Annotated in this window: 16 protein-coding genes and 1 pseudogene; 3 read left to right on the top strand and 14 right to left on the bottom strand. The window is 53.5% G+C overall.

The features are described 5' to 3' along the window. Positions 1-57 precede the first annotated feature (57 nt). The 3 genes from gntR to JKP81_RS08310 form a co-directional block, all read right to left on the bottom strand. Positions 58-1,053 carry a gluconate operon transcriptional repressor GntR gene (gntR, locus tag JKP81_RS08320; protein WP_200551356.1) on the bottom strand — a complete coding sequence of 332 codons (996 nt, stop codon included), beginning with the start codon at positions 1,051-1,053 and terminating at the stop codon, positions 58-60. A gap of 104 nt (positions 1,054-1,157) precedes the next feature. After that, complete coding sequence (locus JKP81_RS08315; protein WP_200551355.1) at positions 1,158-1,853, bottom strand: pirin family protein; 696 nt, start codon at positions 1,851-1,853, stop codon at positions 1,158-1,160. A gap of 123 nt (positions 1,854-1,976) precedes the next feature. Beyond that, the gene (locus JKP81_RS08310) at positions 1,977-3,014 is read right to left on the bottom strand and encodes an oxidoreductase (protein ID WP_200551354.1); all 1,038 of its coding nucleotides are present in this window, start codon (positions 3,012-3,014) and stop codon (positions 1,977-1,979) included. A 324-nt stretch (positions 3,015-3,338) separates the two neighbouring features. On the opposite strand from JKP81_RS08310, the gene yhhY reads away from it, so the two are divergent. Further along, the gene (gene yhhY, locus JKP81_RS08305) at positions 3,339-3,830 is read left to right on the top strand and encodes an N-acetyltransferase (protein ID WP_017459558.1); all 492 of its coding nucleotides are present in this window, start codon (positions 3,339-3,341) and stop codon (positions 3,828-3,830) included. 33 nt (positions 3,831-3,863) lie between these two features. On the opposite strand, the gene ggt is transcribed toward yhhY, so the two are convergent. After that, positions 3,864-5,624 (bottom strand): gamma-glutamyltransferase, encoded by a 1,761-nt coding sequence (gene ggt / locus JKP81_RS08300; protein WP_200551353.1) that lies wholly within the window; start codon positions 5,622-5,624, stop codon positions 3,864-3,866. Between the two features lie 120 nt (positions 5,625-5,744). Between ggt and JKP81_RS08295 the strand changes: the two genes are divergently transcribed. Further along, positions 5,745-6,158 carry a DUF2756 family protein gene (locus tag JKP81_RS08295; protein WP_200551352.1) on the top strand — a complete coding sequence of 138 codons (414 nt, stop codon included), beginning with the start codon at positions 5,745-5,747 and terminating at the stop codon, positions 6,156-6,158. Here the strand turns inward: JKP81_RS08295 and ugpQ are convergent. The 7 genes and pseudogenes from ugpQ to JKP81_RS23565 all read right to left on the bottom strand — a co-directional run. Further along, complete coding sequence (gene ugpQ / locus JKP81_RS08290; RefSeq protein WP_200551351.1) at positions 6,155-6,895, bottom strand: glycerophosphodiester phosphodiesterase; 741 nt, start codon at positions 6,893-6,895, stop codon at positions 6,155-6,157. The genes JKP81_RS08295 and ugpQ overlap by 4 nt on opposite strands. After that, complete coding sequence (locus JKP81_RS08285) at positions 6,892-7,965, bottom strand: sn-glycerol-3-phosphate import ATP-binding protein UgpC (protein WP_200551350.1); 1,074 nt, start codon at positions 7,963-7,965, stop codon at positions 6,892-6,894. The genes ugpQ and JKP81_RS08285 overlap by 4 nt, the downstream gene beginning before the upstream one ends. Positions 7,966-8,234: 269 nt before the next feature. Further along, positions 8,235-9,080 (bottom strand): sn-glycerol-3-phosphate ABC transporter permease UgpE, encoded by an 846-nt coding sequence (ugpE, locus tag JKP81_RS08280; RefSeq protein ID WP_065369558.1) that lies wholly within the window; start codon positions 9,078-9,080, stop codon positions 8,235-8,237. Further along, the gene (gene ugpA / locus JKP81_RS08275) at positions 9,077-9,964 is read right to left on the bottom strand and encodes a sn-glycerol-3-phosphate ABC transporter permease UgpA (protein WP_017459564.1); all 888 of its coding nucleotides are present in this window, start codon (positions 9,962-9,964) and stop codon (positions 9,077-9,079) included. Before ugpA ends, ugpE begins: the two co-directional genes overlap by 4 nt. Positions 9,965-10,063: 99 nt before the next feature. After that, positions 10,064-11,380: a sn-glycerol-3-phosphate ABC transporter substrate-binding protein UgpB gene (ugpB, locus tag JKP81_RS08270; RefSeq protein WP_017459565.1), complete on the bottom strand. Its 1,317-nt coding sequence runs from the start codon at positions 11,378-11,380 to the stop codon at positions 10,064-10,066. A gap of 312 nt (positions 11,381-11,692) precedes the next feature. Beyond that, positions 11,693-11,803, bottom strand: coding sequence for a DUF5431 family protein (locus JKP81_RS23570; protein WP_370568871.1), 111 nt, complete (start codon positions 11,801-11,803; stop codon positions 11,693-11,695). Further along, positions 11,752-11,889 (bottom strand): annotated as a pseudogene (locus tag JKP81_RS23565) (Hok/Gef family protein); the annotation flags it as partial. The gene JKP81_RS23570 and the pseudogene JKP81_RS23565, both read right to left, overlap by 52 nt. Positions 11,890-12,184: 295 nt before the next feature. On the opposite strand from JKP81_RS23565, the gene JKP81_RS08260 reads away from it, so the two are divergent. Then, the gene (locus JKP81_RS08260; RefSeq protein WP_200551349.1) at positions 12,185-13,423 is read left to right on the top strand and encodes an IS110 family transposase; all 1,239 of its coding nucleotides are present in this window, start codon (positions 12,185-12,187) and stop codon (positions 13,421-13,423) included. 134 nt (positions 13,424-13,557) lie between these two features. On the opposite strand, the gene arsC is transcribed toward JKP81_RS08260, so the two are convergent. From arsC to arsA, 3 genes are read right to left on the bottom strand one after another with little or no spacing between them, the layout of a single operon-like run. After that, complete coding sequence (gene arsC, locus JKP81_RS08255; protein ID WP_200551348.1) at positions 13,558-13,983, bottom strand: glutaredoxin-dependent arsenate reductase; 426 nt, start codon at positions 13,981-13,983, stop codon at positions 13,558-13,560. A 12-nt stretch (positions 13,984-13,995) separates the two neighbouring features. After that, positions 13,996-15,285 carry an arsenite efflux transporter membrane subunit ArsB gene (arsB, locus tag JKP81_RS08250; RefSeq protein ID WP_200551347.1) on the bottom strand — a complete coding sequence of 430 codons (1,290 nt, stop codon included), beginning with the start codon at positions 15,283-15,285 and terminating at the stop codon, positions 13,996-13,998. Positions 15,286-15,332: 47 nt separating this feature from the next. Continuing rightward, positions 15,333-17,084, bottom strand: coding sequence for an arsenite efflux transporter ATPase subunit ArsA (gene arsA / locus JKP81_RS08245; protein ID WP_200551346.1), 1,752 nt, complete (start codon positions 17,082-17,084; stop codon positions 15,333-15,335). Positions 17,085-17,091: the final 7 nt, after the last annotated feature.

The raw sequence follows: 17,091 nt of genomic DNA, 5'->3' as shown, positions 1-17,091 counted from the left end.
AGCAATATCCATTCGTGCCAGAGATAAATAAGTGTGAGCTAGTTCAAATTTGTCAGACTAAATAGATCCGCCTGGTGACAAAGTGAAACCTAAATCTAACATTTTCGGCGTAACTGACTCACCACGAATGCGCGCCAGTAAGCGTTCAGCGCCAATACGCCCCATGCGTTCACGCGGCGTGAGCACGCTTGCCAGACGCGGCTCCATTACCTGGCCAATGTCGTGACCGTGGAACCCGGCGATTGCCATATCCTGCGGAATTTTCAGCCCCAGACGCTGGCACTCAAACGCCGCGCCTACGGCAAGGTCATCGTTAGTACAAAAAATTCCGTCAAGCTGAGGGTACTCGCGGCGCGCCTGGCGCATCAGCTCAATGCCTGCGGTGTAAGAGGAAGATTGCTCCACCATCACGCTGTATGGCGTTAAACCCGCATCCAGCATCGCCTGCTCGTAACCCTTCTGTTTGATGATAGTACGTTCGTCCAGGCGCGCGCCGAGATAAGCGACCCGACGGTGGCCGCGCTCAATGATGGCTGACGTTATCTGCCGTGCCGCTTCGAAGTTATCAAAGCCAACGGCGATATCGAGGCACGGCGAGCGGCTGTCCATTAGCTCCACCACCGGAATACCAGCAACTTCGATCATTTTCAGCGTGCGCGGGGTATGGGTGCGTTCGGTAAGGACCAGGCCGTCAATGTTCCACGAAAGCATCGATTCCAGGCGCTCTTCTTCCATCTCAGCTTTGTAGCCATAGTGCGCCAGCATGGTTTGATACCCGTGCGCGTCGGTAACGCTTTCAATGCCGCGTAAAACTTCAGCAAAAACCTGGTTGGTCAAAGAGGGAAGTAACACGCCAATTGCCCGGCTGGTGGCGTTGGAGAGAATATCGGGAGCCCGATTCGGAATATAACCCAGTTCATCAAGTGCAGCCGCGATTTTGCCCCGTAACGCGACGGAAACTTGTTCCGGGTTACGTAAAAATCGGCTAACGGTCATTTTGGTCACGCCAACGCGATCGGCCACATCCTGAAGTACGGGTCTTTTCTTTTTCATCGTCCTGACATTTTATTCTGAGTGAGAGATTTCCTCAGTTTATCACGGACAACGCGCAACCTTCCGGCCAAAACCAGGAGGTTGCGTCATTTATTTAACCAACATCATACCGGCGGCAGATCGAACAGCAGGATTTCACTGTCGCTATCGGCATGCACCGAGATAGCCTGCTCATCCCAAATGGCCAGACCATCGCTGGTGGTGGCTTTGGTCCCGTTGATGGTGACTTCGCCTTTTACTACCTGGATCCACACGCGGCGTTCGGCGGCGATCTGGTGGACAGACTGCTCATCTTTCAACAGCGCCCAACGGTAAAGCTCCATATCCTGATGCACTTTCAGCGAACCATCACGCGCATCCGGCGACAGTACCAGCTGTTTGCCCTGCAGCGCATCAAAGCGGCGCTGTTCGTAGCGCGGCGTGATACCGTTAGTTTCTGGAATAATCCAGATTTGGTACAGGCGCAGACGGTCGGTTTTGCTCGGGTTGTATTCCGAGTGGCGCACGCCAGTACCGGCGCTCATAATCTGGAACTCGCCCGCAGGAACCTGCTCTTTGTTGCCCATGCTGTCCTGGTGTTCAACCGCACCTTCCAGCACATACGTCAGGATTTCCATGTCTTTGTGCGGGTGAGTGCCAAAGCCCTGACCTGCATCGATAACGTCATCGTTAATCACCCGCAGTGCCGAGAAACCCATAAAATTTGGGTCGTAATAGTTGGCAAACGAGAAGGTGTGCCAGGAATCCAGCCAACCATGATTTGCATGGCCACGGTCATTTGCTTTGCGTAAGAAGATCATGTTTTTTACCCCCGTATGTTTTCGATGGAGTAAGTGTGGACGCAATTGACCAACGATCATAGAGGGTGAAAATTGACTCCTCTGTTCAAAAAAAGTGAACAAGTTATGAGGAGTCTTTTTCGGTTATTTCGCGAGGGTTATCGTGGCAGGAGAAGCCTGTTCAAAGGCGCGTTCCAGCAGTTCAAGGTTGGTGAGAACTTCAGATTCCTTGACGTAATTTGGCGCACCGTTTGAAAGCGTTTCGTACAGCGCATCGTAGACGCGTCCGTAGTCACCCGTTTCCGGAGTTACCTCTTCCCGCACCGTTTCACCTGCCGCATTCACATATTCCAGAATGCCTTTGCTGTCGTCAGCAGCAAAACCGGGATCGCCCGGCATGATATTGGCTTTCAGGCTGGTTTCCTGCTGGTCGATACCGTATTTAATAAACGACCCTTTGGTGCCATGGACGATAAATTTCGGGTAATCAATCTTCACCAGATGGCTGGTTTTGACGATGGCTTTCAAATCGCCGTAAAACAGCTGGGCTTCGAAAGTATCGTCCGGGTTGGCTTTATTGCGCAGGCTGCGGATGTCATACGCGGCGTGATCCGGGCGGCCAAACAGCGAAATGATTTGATCCATCGTATGCACGCCAAGGCCATAGAATGAGCCGTCCTGCGGCAAACCAGGCTTGGTTTCCGCAACCGGGCGGAAATAGTCAAAATGGCTTTCGATTTCCACGATGTTGCCAAGTTTGCCGCTTTCAATCGCCTTTTTCGTGGTGAGGAAGCAGGAGTCAAAACGGCGATTCTGGTACGGCGTTACCGTCAGGCCTTTGCGTTTTGCCAGCTCGAACAGCGTTACCGCTTCCGCCATTGTTGGGGTGAACGGTTTTTCCACCAGCACATTTTTCCCTGCTTCCAGTGCGCGCTTCGCGTAGTCGAAATGGCTGTCGGCATGGGTACAGACGATCACCAGGTTTACCTGCGGATCATTAAAGATGTCGTCAATATCGCTGGTGAAATGAATATGTTGATACTGCGGATTCTGCTCTTCCGGCTTCGGATGGCGGCGAAAAATATGCGCCACATGCCAGCTGTCTTTGCGGTGCAGAACATACGGGAGGTGATAACGGGTAGTGCTTTTACCAAAGCCGATAAAGGCGCAATGTAGAGTCATAATCAAGTCCAGTCCTTCTTAAGTTGACTCTCACAACCATAGCGCATCTGCAAAGGACGTGTCCCAGCCCCTTTTCCCAAAAGGGCGGCAAGCGGGAAGGAAATCGCAGGCAAAAAAAAGCCAGCACGCGGCTGGCTAAGAAATACTGGAAGCAATGTGAGCAATGTCGTGCTTTCAGGATTACCGCAACGGTTTCCCTGAACGCATGGCAATAATAATCATTATCATTCGCACTTGTCCACTTTTTTTTGCAAAAAATGGCAGTTGACGCTTCGCCAGAAAGCCAGGAAGGTAATCATCTACCCCATCAACAGGAGAAGCAGGATGAGTGAGATAGTGGTACGCCATGCCGAAGCGCGCGATGCAGAATCTTTACGTCAGTTTTATGCGCAACCCGAGGTGTACCATAACCTGCTACAGCTACCTCATCCCCCTGCTGAACTATGGGAAGATCGCCTGAAGCCGCAACCCGGTCGCCGCCAGTTGGTCGCGTGCATTGACGAGCAAGTCGCCGGAAACCTGACGTTAATGGTGGAACAAAACCCGCGCCGCAGCCATGTGGCGATATTCGGCATGGCGGTTTCATCCGCCTTCCAGAACCGTGGCGTCGCCAGCGCGCTGATGCGTGAGATGATTAACCTGTGCGATAACTGGCTGCGCATTGAACGCATTGAGTTGACGGTATTTGTCGATAACGCTCCAGCGCTGGCGGTGTATCGCAAGTTTGGTTTTGAAATCGAAGGCACCGGTAAGCGCTATGCGCTGCGTAACGGCGAATTTGTTGATTCGTACTTTATGGCGCGCATGAAAGGCTAAAAATATCCTCTCCCCAACGGGGAGAGGATTTGTTCAGTATCCGGCGGTTAAATCATCCACCGAGCGCGGATCCGACGCGCCATACAGCGTACCGTCCGGCCCGACCATAATGCTCTGCGTACTGCCCATCGCTTCCTTCACTGTCACTTTTTGCCCTTTCTGCTCAAGCAGTTTTAACGTGTCCGGGCTAAAGCCTTTCTCGACGCGCAGTTCATCCGGCAGCCATTGATGATGAAAACGCGGCGCATTAGTAGCTTCGGCAACGTTCATACCAAAATCGATGCTATTCACCACCATTTGCAGCACCGTGGTAATAATTCGGCTACCGCCGGGGCTGCCGGTTACCAGCCAGGTTTTGCCATCTTTCAGCACAATGGTTGGCGACATTGAAGAGAGCGGACGTTTGCCCGGCCCAATCGCATTCGCATCGCCGCCTACCAGCCCGTAGACATTCGGCACGCCCGGTTTGGCAGAGAAATCATCCATTTCGTTATTCAGCAGAATGCCGGTATTGCCAGCGACAATGCCAGTGCCGAACACTGTATTCAGCGTGTAGGTAACCGCAACCGCATTGCCGTCTTTATCCACCACTGAGTAGTGCGTGGTTTGATTACTTTCGTAAGGTTCCAGCTTACCGGGGCGGATCTGGCTGGAGGGGCGCGCTTTGTTGACATCAATCTGTGCGGCGATCGATTTGGCGTACTCTTTGTTGGTTAACGCCTGCCACGGCACTTTGACAAAGTCCGGATCGCCCAGATATTCCGAACGGTCGGCATAGGCATATTTCTCCGCCTCGGTCATCACCTGCATCGCATCCGCGCTACCGAAGCCATACTTCGCCAGATCGAAGTTTTCCAGGATATTGAGGATTTCCACGATATGAATTCCGCCTGATGAGGGCGGTGGCATGGAGTAAACCTCGTAACCGCGATAGCTGCCGCTTATCGGCGTGCGCTCCACGGCTTTGTAGTTGGCTAAATCCTCTTTGGTAATAAGCCCGCCGTTTTTGCTCATCTGCTGGGCGATTTGCTCAGCAATCGCGCCTTTGTAAAAGGCGTCCGGGCCTTTCTCCGCAATCATCTCCAGGCTTTTGCCGAGATTGCTTTGTACCAGCTTGTCGCCCTTTTTCAATGGTTCGCCATCTTTCCAGAAAATGGCTTTGCTGGTTTCGTGGTTAGGCAATACTTCGCTGCCATAGGTTTTCAAATCGCCAGCCAGCGCATCGTTCACCACAAAGCCCTGTTTAGCCAGCTTGATGGCCGGCTGCACCACTTTGTTCAGCGGTAGCGTGCCGTACTTTTCCAGCGCCAGCGAGAAACCCGCAACAGTGCCAGGCGTGCCGGACGCCAGATGGGAAGTCAGGGATTTTTTACTGTCCGGGTTGCCCTGATCGTCCAGAAACATATCGCGTGTCGCGCCAGCGGGTGCCATCTCGCGAAAATCAATCGCCGTAACGTTCCCTTCTTTGCTGCGAATCAGCATGAAGCCGCCACCGCCAAGATTACCCGCCTGCGGGTGCGTGACCGCCAGCGCGTAACCAACTGCTACGGCGGCATCCACCGCGTTACCGCCCTGCTTAAGAATATCGACGCCGACGCGCGTGGCGGTTTCATCCACCGAGGCAACCATGCCCTGTTTCGCCACCACCGGATGGAAGACATCGGCTTCAACCCCGTAAGACACCGGAGGCGGCGCGGTTGCCTGCCCTTCTGGCGGCGCCGCCGCAACGCCAAAACATCCTCCCGCCATCAGCGCGGCAATCGCCAGCCAACGCGCAAACTTCTGTTTCATCATCGTCTTTCTCCCGAGTAAGGGCTACAGTCCCCGCTTAAGCCTGGTTCACAACTCTTAAAAATGCATTGTCACGAATGAAAGCGAGTAAACTGATAGGAAACCTCAATGGAGGACAGGACGATGAAACGATTACTGATTCTGGCGGCGCTGCTGCCCTTTAGCGCCTTCGCGCAGCCATTAAACACCACCAATGATCCGCACCAGCCGGGGTATGTGATCCCAAGCCAGCAGCGGATGCAGACGCAGATGCTCAACCAGCAGCAGCAACATCAAGGAATGCTGAAACAGCAGATGCAGACGCAAACCCAGCTGCAACAGCAACAATTGCAGACGCAGATGAACAACAATTCCCAACGGGTAAGGCAGGCGCAGCCGGGGGAGCTCAATCCCGGCGGCCAGCAAATGCTCCCCAACAACAGCCCCGGGATGCTCAGCGGGGGAACAACTAGCAGCGGTATGACGCAGCAACATATGCTGCCGCAAACGCAAAATGGCGACATGCTGCAAAGCACATCGCCGTCGACAACACCTTAGTACTGAAAGTGCGGCCCGATATCGTCGATTTTATCGGTGCAGATGCAGTCAACGCCCCAGCGCAGAAGTTCTGCCGCCCGCGCGGGCTGATTGACGGTATAGACCAGGATGCGCAAGCCCGCATCGCGCAGCATACGCACGCGGGCTTCATCCAGCAGTTTATGATTCAGATGGATCGACACACAGCCCAACCGCTCAGTGAGCGCCTGCCAGTCGTCGCGCCACTCATCAAGCAGCAGACCGCGCGGCAGTTCCGGTGCGGCTTGTTGTGCCGCTTCCAGCGCGTCAATTTCAAACGATGAAAGCAGCGGCGGTGTCATTCCTGCCCACAACTCGCGCGCAGCCAGCGCCACCACTTTACCGGTCACCGGCCCGGTGCCGGTGGTCGGTTTAATTTCGATATTCGCCATTATGCCGTGCTGGCGGCAGCGATCGGCCACTTGGGAGAGCAGCGGCAGCGGTTCGCCTTTGAATTCACCGCTGAACCAGCCACCCGCATCCACTTTTAACAGATCGTTCCACGCCAGCTCGCCCGCGACACCCCAGCCGTTACTGGTACGCTCCAGATTGTCGTCATGCAGCAGGAAAATCTGCCCATCTTTCGACAGCTTGGCATCAAACTCGATCATCGTGTGCCCGTAACGCGCGCCAACATCAATGGCGGCCAGCGTGTTTTCCGGCGCCAGTTTACCGCCGCCGCGATGGGCGACAATGTGGGGATATGGCCAGTTGCTCATACTCGTTGTCCTGTTTCACCATCAAATAAGTGCAGGTGATTTTCCGGCAGATGGAGCCACAACGTGCTGCCCGCCGTCGGGCGATCCTGATGCGACAAACGCACTACCAGTTTCTGCTCGCCCCAGCGACCATGCGCTAAGTTATCCGCGCCAAGGATCTCCAGCGTGTCCATCACCAGCGGTACACCGCCTGCGGCCTGTGAGCTTAGCGCAATATGTTCCGGGCGGATACCCAGCGTCATCTTGCGGCCTGCATACCCGCGATAGTACCAGTTGATCGGCAGCGCCATGCCGCTCTCCAGCTCAAAGTGCGTGCCAGCGCTGCTGATACGACCATCAAGCAGGTTCATCGCCGGGCTGCCGATAAAGCTCGCCACAAAGCGGCTGGCAGGCTTTTCATACACCTCAACCGGCGTACCGATTTGCTCCGCCACACCTTTATTCATCACCAGCACACGTTGCGCCAGCGTCATGGCTTCCACCTGATCGTGAGTAACATACAGCGAAGTGGTGTTCAGGCGGCGATGCAGCTGTTGCAGCTCGAGGCGCATCTGCACGCGCAGCTTGGCATCGAGGTTGGAAAGCGGTTCATCGAAGAGAAATACCGCCGGATCGCGGACAATCGCACGGCCCATCGCCACACGCTGGCGCTGGCCGCCAGAGAGTTCGCGCGGGCGACGTTTTAACAGACCGTCTAATTCAAGAATACGCGCCGCTTCCGCGACACGCCCGGCGATATGCTCTTTACCCATGCCGCGAATTTTCAGCCCCCACGCCATGTTCTCTTCCACACTCATGTGCGGGTAGAGCGCATAGTTCTGGAACACCATCGCGATACCGCGATCTTTGGGCTCCATCTCGGTGACGCGCTGGGTATCAATCCAGATATCCCCGCTGGTCACGCGCTCCAGACCTGCGACCATACGCAGCAGCGTTGATTTACCGCAGCCCGACGGGCCAACCATCACAATAAACTCGCCGTCGGCGACATCCAGCGTCAACGGCTGGATCACCTGGGTTTTGCCGCTGTCCCAACTCTTGGTGACCGCTTGTAATTTTAATCCTGCCATATAAGGTTGCATCTCTTGATTGTTCGTGAACGTCGCTGGCGGCCATTTTTGCCCAAGGCAAGGCGCGAGCGGCGAAGTTTGGTGGGCCCAAATAAAACGCGAGTAACGCAACTTTGGGCAAAAATGGCCCCAGCCCTTCGGGACGCGTGCCGAAACCGCGTACTCTGCGTTGTCGGATTTGGACATAGGCCCACTATGTCCATCATCCTCCGCCTTGATTACGCGATTTCGGCTCAGCGTCGACGTCACGCACAATCAAGGGATACAACCTACTTCTCACTGTCGACCAGGCCACGCACAAAGGCGCGCTGCATGGCTAAAACGATAACGACCGGGGGGATCAACGTCAGCAGCATAGCTGCCATGACCTGGTTCCATTGCGTGGTGCTTTCACCGCTGGCGATCATGCTTTTTACCCCCGCCACGGCGGTGCCAAGATTGACATCGCTGATGATCAGCAGCGGCCACAAATACTGGTTCCAGCCGTAGATAAAGGTGATGACGAACAGCGCCGCGAGGTTGGTTTTTGACAGCGGCAACACGATGTCGCGGAAAAAACGCATTGGCGATGCGCCATCAATTCGCGCCGCTTCCATTAACTCGTCCGGCAAGGTCATAAAGAACTGGCGGAACAAAAACGTTGCTGTTGCAGAGGCCATCAGCGGTAGCGTCAAACCGGTGTAGCTGTCGAGCATTTTCAGGTTCGCTATCACTTCCACCGTCGGGAAAATACGCACCTCAACCGGCAGCATCAGCGTACAGAAGATCATCCAGAAGAAGAGGTTACGCAGCGGGAAGCGAAACCAGACAATGGCGAAGGCCGAGAGCATCGACACAGCGATTTTGCCGACGGTGATGACAAACGCCATGATGAAGCTGTTGGTCAGCATCAACCAGAACGGTGCGCTATTCGCGCCAATACCGTTGACCCAGATGTTGCGCAGGTTCTCCCACAAATGGGTGCCGGGGACAAGCGTCATTGGCGTGTCGTAAACGGCGTTGATATCCAGCGTCGCCGTTACAAAGGCGACATACAGTGGAAATAGCACCACCGCAATCCCGAGAATAAGCATGATATGACTGAACAATGTCAGTCCGGGGCGATTCTCAATCATTGGTAGCGCACCTTACTTTCAACATAACGGAACTGGACAACCGTTAGCACTATCACCAGAAACATCAGCACTACCGACTGCGCTGCGGACGCGGAGAGATCCAGCCCGGCGAAACCTTCGCGGTAAATTTTATAAATTAGTGTCGTCGTCGCCTGAACCGGCCCGCCTGCTGTCGCGGCGTCGATCACCGGGAAGGTGTCGAAAAAGGCGTACACCAGGTTAACCACCAGCAGGAAGAAACTGACTGGCGCAATCAGCGGCAGCGACAATTTAAAGAAGCGACGGATCGGTCCGGCACCGTCAATGGCGGCGGCTTCCACCAATGAGCGTGGAATCGACTGCAAGGCGGCAAAGAAAAACAGGAAGTTGTAGCTGATCTGCTTCCATACCGAAGCAAAAACCACGAGGAACATTGCCTGACCGCTGTTTTGCGCGTGGTTCCAGTCATAGCCAAACTGCGCCAGGAAATGGGTAAGCAAGCCACGGCCGGGGTTAAAGAGAAAAATCCACAGCACAGCGGCAACCGCTGGCGCAACGGCGTAGGGCAAAAGCATCAGCGTTTGATAAATGCGGCTGCCGCGCACCACGTTATCCACCAGCGCGGCAAAAAACAGGGAAACCAGCAGGCCGCTGAACGTCACCCACGCGCTAAAGCGCATGGTGGTCCAGAAGGAGTCCAGGTAATAGCTGTCGTGAAACAGCGCGACAAAATTATCCAGCCCGACAAACTGGCTGGAGAGGCCGAACGGGTCGACACTTTGTACCGAATACCACAGCGCTTCAGCCGCAGGCCAGATAAAGAAAATAATGGTGATCGCCAGCTGCGGTGCAACTAACAGGTACGGGAGCCAGCGCGAACGAAACACCGGACGGGATGAGGACATAAGCAACTCTTTTCAGATAGGCCGGATAGCAACGGCCTACCGTTAAGTAGGCCGTGTTTGTCTGCCGGGTAAGTGCATCTGCCCCGGCAAAGCGCTACATCAAGACTTGGTTGACTGCTCGAAGCGGCGCAGCAACTGGTTACCACGCTCAACGGCAGAATCGAGCGCCTGTTGCGGGGTTTTCTTACCGGTCCACACGCTTTCCAGCTCTTCATCAACAATGGTACGGATCTGCGGCATGTTGCCCAGACGCAGACCTTTGGTAAATGCCAACGGCGGCTTGTTCAGCATCTGACGCGTAGCGATATCTGCGCCCGGGTTCTTGTCATAGAAGCCCTCTTTACGCGTCAGATCGTACGCTGCGGTAGTGATCGGCAGATAGCCGGTTTTCTGGTGCCATTCCGCTGCGTTTTCCGGTTTCGCCAGGAAGTCGAGGAACTGGGCAACGCCTTTGTAAGTGGCATTATCTTTACCCTGCATCACCCACAGGCTTGCGCCGCCAATGATGGCGTTCTGCGGCGCACCTTTCACGGTGGCGTCATACGGCATCATGCCAACACCATAATTGAATTTGGCGTAATGGCGAATATCCGCCAGCGAACCAGAAGAGGCAGTAGTAATGGCGCAGTCGCCGTTATAGAACTTCTCAGTGGATTCATCTTTACGCCCGAAGTAGCTGAAGTCGCCTTTTTTGTTCAGCTCTTCCAGCATGGCGATGTGTTTTACCTGCTCCGGCTTGTTGAACTCCAGTACCGCGTCGGTACCATCAAAGCCGTTGTTTTTGGTAGCAACCGGCAGACCATGCCAGGCGCTGAAGTTTTCAATCTGGATCCAGCCCTGCCAGCCGCTGGCGTAACCGCATTTCATCCCGGCAGCTTTCAGCTTAGCGGTGTACTCGGCCAGATCCTGCCAGGTTTTCGGCGGCTGATCCGGGTTCAGGCCCGCTTTTTTAAAGGCATCTTTGTTGTAATACAGCACTGGCGTAGAGCTGTTGAACGGCTGAGAGAGCAAATGACCCGTTTTAGAATCGGTGTAATAACCCGCAACGGTCGGCACAAACTGGCTTTCATCAAAGTTGATGCCCGCGTCTTTAAACACCTGGTATACCGGTTTGATCGCTTTAGACGCCATCATGGTGGCGGTACCGACTTCATAAACCTGCAAAATCGCAGGTGCATTACCGGTACGGAAGGCCGCGATACCTGCGCTCAGGCTCTGCTCGTAGTTGCCTTTATAGATGGGTACGATTTTGTAATCCGGGTGGGTATCATTGAAACGTTGCGCCAGGGAGTCAACTTCTTTACCTAACTCCCCTTCCATCGAATGCCAGAACGGAATGGTGGTTACCGCCATGGCGTTGCCTGCAAAGACTAACCCCATCGCCAGACCCAAAGCTGTATGTCGTAACGTTGTCATTGTGCTCTCTCTTGTTATGCGGATGCGCGATTTCACGCGTTTTTATGCTCGCGAGGTAACATGACATGCTCGAATTACAGAAAAATAACCATTTAATTACAAATAGATGACAGCCAGGCGTCAGGAAAATGTCGCCAGGATGATGGTATGGTGAAGGAAAAATGGCGGTTAATGGGCGGTGCCGTCGCGTTTTTGAAAGGAAAAAGGGCTTCCCTGTTAAACAGAGAAGCCCTTTGTAAAGGCGCCAAGAGGTATACACATCACCGTTTCCCCTGAAAAGGCAGGGAATTCTCCCTGCCTCCAGGTTGCTACTTACCGGATTCGTAAGCCATGAAAGCCGCGACCTCGCGGAACCCATCTTTGTAACGAATTTCGCACAGCGATTTTCGTGTCAGATAAGTGAATATCAGCAGTGTGAAACACACGATAAACACGCACCAGATAAGGGTTCCTTGCGGTAGCTTCATAGCCTGCGGCCTGTCAACGCAAAGCAGAAAAGACACCTTCATTGCGAAACAGAAATGTCCTGTGAGTTGCTTAACTGTCTATGGCCTATGGCAGCTAAGTGCCAGATATAGTCATTCGAACCCTGAGGGTTACACTTTTAAGTGATTCAGGGTATGCGCTTACTGGTTACGAATATTGTGCCAGAATCATGTGATTTGATGATTGCCGCTTTGCTTTCGAGCCAGTAAGTGCTCCACGTTCGCTAACGAATACTCAGGGCATGCAGATAAACTGCTGGCTATATTTCTTTCGAAGAGCGTGGAATGCATACCAATCCCCGGTTAAAAGGAGTTGGTGATGACTGCTATAGATCAGTTTGCTGCTCATGTTGGTCTGGACTGGGCGGATAGAAAGCACGATGTCTGCGTTCAGTTTAAAAACGGTGAGCGCACATTCCATGTGATTAAACATACCCCGGAAGCGCTTGATACCTGGCTCAATGAGTTGCACCAGAAGGTCAGAGGCAGGATCGCTATCGCCCTTGAACTCAAGAAAGGACCGGTAGTGTATGCTCTCCAGAAGTACCCCTTTGTTACTGTCTTTCCTGTACACGCGTTATCATTGGCCCGCTATCGGCAGACCTTCTGGCCAAGTGGTGCGAAGGATGATCCGCAGGATGCCGAGTTAGCGTTAGATCTGATGCTTCGCTATCCCCAAAAGATAAAAGCCATCGAACCCGACAATGCTGATATCCGTTTACTTCTACAACTAGTGGAGCAGCGTAGACTGCTGGTAGAAGACAAACGCCGCTTTGTTAATCGGCTCATTAACACGCTTAAGCAGTATTATCCTCAACCCCTTGAATGGTTCTCACATCGGGGTAGTTTGCTGTTGTGTGAACTGATTATACGGTGGCCCAGTCTGCAAAAACTGAAACGAGCCAGACGCGACACCGTTCGCCACTTTCTGAATGCCAAAGGTGGCCGCGCAACAGCCCTCACCGAGCAACGTGTTGCAAGTATTAATAACGCGATCCCATTGACTGCAGACCCGAGTGTTATAGAAGCTAATGCTTTGATGGCAACAGCACTGGCGACACAAATTAAAGTCGTGAGTGAAATCATCAAAACCTATGACGAACGCATTGAAACGCTATTTGACCCATTGCCAGATGCTGAACTGTTCAAATCACTTCCAGGCATGGGGCCGTGTATGGGACCGCGTATGCTTGCCGCACTCGGTGATAACCGCGACCGCTTTAACAGCGCCGAAGAAATTCAAAACTATGTTGGCATCGCGCCAGTAACCGAGCGAAGCGGTCAAAAATCTTGGGTTCACTGGAGATGGCAGTGTGCCAAGTTCGTCAGACAAACCTTTATCGAATGGGCTGCCAAGACGGTTAACTCATCATACTGGGCCAGGTTGTATTATCAGGGGATGCGAGAAAAAGGAAAATCTCACCAGTCTGCAATCCGGGCTCTGGCATTCAAATGGATAAGGATTATTTACCGCTGCTGGAAGACCAGAACCCGTTATGACGAAGCGAAATATTTGCTGGCACTGGAAGCGCGAAAATCGCCCTTACTACTGCCGTAGAAAGCTTGTCGAATGTCTCCGGGCGTGAAGCGGACGTTCCAAAACAACTTTATAGAATAATGAACCGTTCTGGGTAGAGCAGCGGGAATGAATGGCTAAGTTATCCTGAGGGGGCATTCGCTCCCCCTTTATATTTATTTCAATCGCTTACCTGTTTCATCAACGACTTTCTCTCCGTCTTCCTTGGCGAAAGAGCCTTGTTGCGCATCAGGAAGGATATCCAGCACAACCTCAGACGGACGACACAGGCGTGTTCCCCGTGGCGTCACGACGATAGGGCGGTTAATCAGGATCGGATGCTTCAGCATAAAGTCGATTAACTGATCGTCAGTAAATTTATCTTCCGCCAGCCCCAGTTCTTCATAAGGCTCGACGTTTTTACGCAGCAGCGCCCGAACCGTAATCCCCATATCCGCAATAAGTTTGACCAGTTCATCGCGAGACGGTGGATTTTCAAGGTAATGAATAACGGTCGGTTCATTACCACTGTTGCGGATCATCTCCAGCGTATTACGCGACGTGCCGCAGGCCGGATTATGATAAATAGTGATGTTGCTCATATCAGTATCTCATTACAAAGTGAAAGAGAGACGTAGCGCCAGCGCGGCCAGCGTTACAAACAGCACAGGCAGTGTCATAACGATCCCGGTGCGGAAATAGTATCCCCAGGTAATCGTCATATTCTTCTGTGAAAGGACATGCAGCCAGAGCAGCGTTGCCAGGCTCCCAATAGGGGTAATTTTCGGCCCTAGGTCGCAGCCAATCACGTTGGCGTAGATCATCGCCTCTTTGATAATACCGGTTGCGGTGCTGCCATCGATAGAGAGCGCGCCAACCAGCACGGTAGGCATGTTGTTCATGATGGAAGACAGGAAAGCCGTCAGGAAGCCAGTACCCAGCGTCGCGGCCCAGAGTCCTTTATCCGCCAGTACGTTCAGCACACCTGAAAGGTATTCGGTTAGCCCGGCGTTGCGCAGACCGTAGACCACCAGATACATCCCCAGTGAGAAGATAACGATCTGCCATGGCGCACCGCGCAGCACTTTGCCAGTGTTAATGGCATGGCCTCGTTTAGCTACTGCAAACAGGATCACAGCTCCAACAGCCGCAATCGCGCTAACGGGAATACCGAGCGGCTCGAGGACAAAGAACCCAACCAGCAGAAGAATTAAAACTATCCAGCCAGTTCTGAAGGTTGCTAAATCTTTAATCGCCTTTGCTGGTGCTTTCAGGAGAGCCAGGTCGTAAGTCGGCGGAATATCTTTGCGGAAGAAAAGATGCAGCATAACCAGAGTGGCAACAATGGCTGCAATATCCACCGGCACCATTACCGACGCATATTCGTTGAATCCCAGACCAAAGAAATCCGCCGAGACGATATTCACCAGGTTCGACACGATAAGCGGCAAGCTGGCGGTATCGGCAATAAACCCGGCGGCCATGACGAATGCCAGCGTGGTGCCTTTGCTGAACCCTAATGCCAGCAGCATGGCGATGACTATCGGCGTCAGAATAAGTGCCGCACCGTCGTTGGCAAACAGTGCCGCTACTGCTGCGCCGAGCAGGACTATCCAGGTAAAGAGCAAACGGCCACGACCATTGCCCCAACGGGAAACGTGCAGCGCTGCCCATTCGAAAAAGCCGGACTCATCAAGCAGCAGGCTGATGACAATCACGGCAATAAATGTCGCTGTCGCGTTCCAGACGATATTCCACACCACCGGAATATCACCCACATGCACAACGCCTGAAATCAAAGCCAGGGCTGCGCCCAGCGTCGCGCTCCAGCCGATCCCTAACCCCTTCGGCTGCCAGATAACCAACACGATGGTCAGGACAAAAATAGCGCCTGCCAGTAACATAAAACCTCCTGACAGAGCGGCACCGCCGCCCTGTATATACCCAAAAATTAACGCATCAACGCTCTGAGCTTTTCAATACCGGCAGGCTCTGATGCCAGTAACGGAACAAGCGCTATACGGTCAGCATGCTGATGCTTAACCGCCTCAATCTGAGGCAATTCCTGCCGGGCGCGCTGGCAAAGCAATGGAGAACGCGTATCCGCAATAGAAAGGCTGTTATTGATAATCCAGCCCCACGGATGAATCCCTGCTCGTTCAAGATCAGCCTGCAAATTTGCTGCCTCCAGCACAGGAGTGGTTTCCGCAAGCGTAACCAGCAGAACTTTGGTTCGCTCCGGGTCCTGAAGCTGCATCATCGGGGTAGTAAAATGGCCTTTGTCGCCCATTTTTTTGGCAATTTCGCGGTGATAAGCCCCCGTCGCATCCAGCAGCAAAAGCGTGTGTCCCGTAGGGGCGGTATCCATAACAACAAACCGCTTACCCGATTCACGAATCACCCGGGAAAAGGCCTGGAACACGGCGATTTCTTCTGTGCAGGGAGAGCGTAAATCCTCTTCCAGTAGCCTTTTTCCTGCTTCGTCCAGATCTCTTCCCTTCGTCTCCAGGACATGCTGGCGATAACGTTCGGTTTCATCGTGTGGATTGATCCGGCTGACTTGCAGGTTATTCAGGCTGCCGTTGAGCGTTGTGCTGAGGTGTGCCGCGGGATCTGAGGTCGTGAGATGGACATCAAAACCCATATCTGCCAGCCTCACGGCGATGGCCGCCGCCATCGTGGTTTTACCCACGCCACCTTTGCCCATCAGCATAACCAGACCATGTTCGCTGCGGGCGATATCATCGACCAGGTCAGAGAGCGATACGTTTTCAGGCGTGTACTGGACGTTCGCTACAGGGAGTGATAATGCCTCAGAACGGGTATCCAGCAGTCCTTTCAATGCAGACACGCCAACCATGTTGACTGGCTGTAGTAATAAGGTATCTGTCGGCAGCCCGGATAACCCGGCAGGAAGATTTGCCAGTGCTTCCTGTTCCCGTTGCCATATCGCAGCAGCCAGTGCGTCATGTTCTACTTCGGCTGTCGGCAGAACCCCATTAATCACCAGATACTGATTTTTCAGGCCAATTGCGGCGAGTTCTTCATGGGTGCGGGCGACTTCCTGCAAAGTGGATTTCTGCAGTCGTGCAACCAGAACCAGACGGGTACGTACAGGATCGGATAACGCCTCTACCGCGTGTGCATACTGCTCCCGCTGTTTTTCCAGCCCGGCCATCGGGCCAAGGCAGGAAGCACCATTTGGATTACTTTCGATGAAGCTACTCCAGGCACCGGGAAGCTGGAGAAGGCGAATCGTGTGGCCCGTCGGCGCTGTATCAAAAATAATGTGATCAAAGCGGGTCAGCAGATAAGTGTCAGTCAATAAGCTGGTGAACTCATCGAACGCCGCAATCTCAGTCGTACAGGCCCCCGAAAGCTGTTCACTGATACTGTTAACAACGTCATCAGGCAGAAGACCTTTGATAGGATCAACGATTCTGGCGCGGTATTGCTGGGCGGCTTCCTGCGGGTCAATCTCCAGTGCGGAAAGTCCAGGCACTGCTGTCACAGGCCGTATCGTGTTACCGATAGCCTGATCGAATACCTGGCCGACATTGGAAGCCGGATCGGTACTAACCAGCAAAACCCGCTTACCCTGTTCAGCAAGGCGGATAGCCGTCGCGCAGGAAATAGAAGTTTTTCCTACACCTCCCTTACCGGTAAAAAACAGGTAAGGCGGGATGTTCTGTAAGAATTTCATGTGTCCT

Origin of the sequence: Kosakonia sp. LAM2021 (genome assembly GCF_016620385.1) — a bacterium.
Taxonomy (GTDB): Bacteria; Pseudomonadota; Gammaproteobacteria; order Enterobacterales; family Enterobacteriaceae; genus Kosakonia; species Kosakonia sacchari.
The sequence above is the reverse complement of the archived record's forward strand: the minus strand, read 5'-3'. Positions and strand labels throughout refer to the sequence as shown.

What these genes read in the sequence shown, in the direction of transcription:
- gntR (WP_200551356.1), bottom strand. Translation starts at nt 1,053, where the DNA reads ATGAAAAAGAAAAGACCCGTACTTCAGGATGTGGCCGATCGCGTTGGC.
- JKP81_RS08315 (WP_200551355.1), bottom strand. Translation starts at nt 1,853, where the DNA reads ATGATCTTCTTACGCAAAGCAAATGACCGTGGCCATGCAAATCATGGT.
- JKP81_RS08310 (WP_200551354.1), bottom strand. Translation starts at nt 3,014, where the DNA reads ATGACTCTACATTGCGCCTTTATCGGCTTTGGTAAAAGCACTACCCGT.
- yhhY (WP_017459558.1), top strand. Translation starts at nt 3,339, where the DNA reads ATGAGTGAGATAGTGGTACGCCATGCCGAAGCGCGCGATGCAGAATCT.
- ggt (WP_200551353.1), bottom strand. Translation starts at nt 5,624, where the DNA reads ATGATGAAACAGAAGTTTGCGCGTTGGCTGGCGATTGCCGCGCTGATG.
- JKP81_RS08295 (WP_200551352.1), top strand. Translation starts at nt 5,745, where the DNA reads ATGAAACGATTACTGATTCTGGCGGCGCTGCTGCCCTTTAGCGCCTTC.
- ugpQ (WP_200551351.1), bottom strand. Translation starts at nt 6,895, where the DNA reads ATGAGCAACTGGCCATATCCCCACATTGTCGCCCATCGCGGCGGCGGT.
- JKP81_RS08285 (WP_200551350.1), bottom strand. Translation starts at nt 7,965, where the DNA reads ATGGCAGGATTAAAATTACAAGCGGTCACCAAGAGTTGGGACAGCGGC.
- ugpE (WP_065369558.1), bottom strand. Translation starts at nt 9,080, where the DNA reads ATGATTGAGAATCGCCCCGGACTGACATTGTTCAGTCATATCATGCTT.
- ugpA (WP_017459564.1), bottom strand. Translation starts at nt 9,964, where the DNA reads ATGTCCTCATCCCGTCCGGTGTTTCGTTCGCGCTGGCTCCCGTACCTG.
- ugpB (WP_017459565.1), bottom strand. Translation starts at nt 11,380, where the DNA reads ATGACAACGTTACGACATACAGCTTTGGGTCTGGCGATGGGGTTAGTC.
- JKP81_RS08260 (WP_200551349.1), top strand. Translation starts at nt 12,185, where the DNA reads ATGACTGCTATAGATCAGTTTGCTGCTCATGTTGGTCTGGACTGGGCG.
- arsC (WP_200551348.1), bottom strand. Translation starts at nt 13,983, where the DNA reads ATGAGCAACATCACTATTTATCATAATCCGGCCTGCGGCACGTCGCGT.
- arsB (WP_200551347.1), bottom strand. Translation starts at nt 15,285, where the DNA reads ATGTTACTGGCAGGCGCTATTTTTGTCCTGACCATCGTGTTGGTTATC.
- arsA (WP_200551346.1), bottom strand. Translation starts at nt 17,084, where the DNA reads ATGAAATTCTTACAGAACATCCCGCCTTACCTGTTTTTTACCGGTAAG.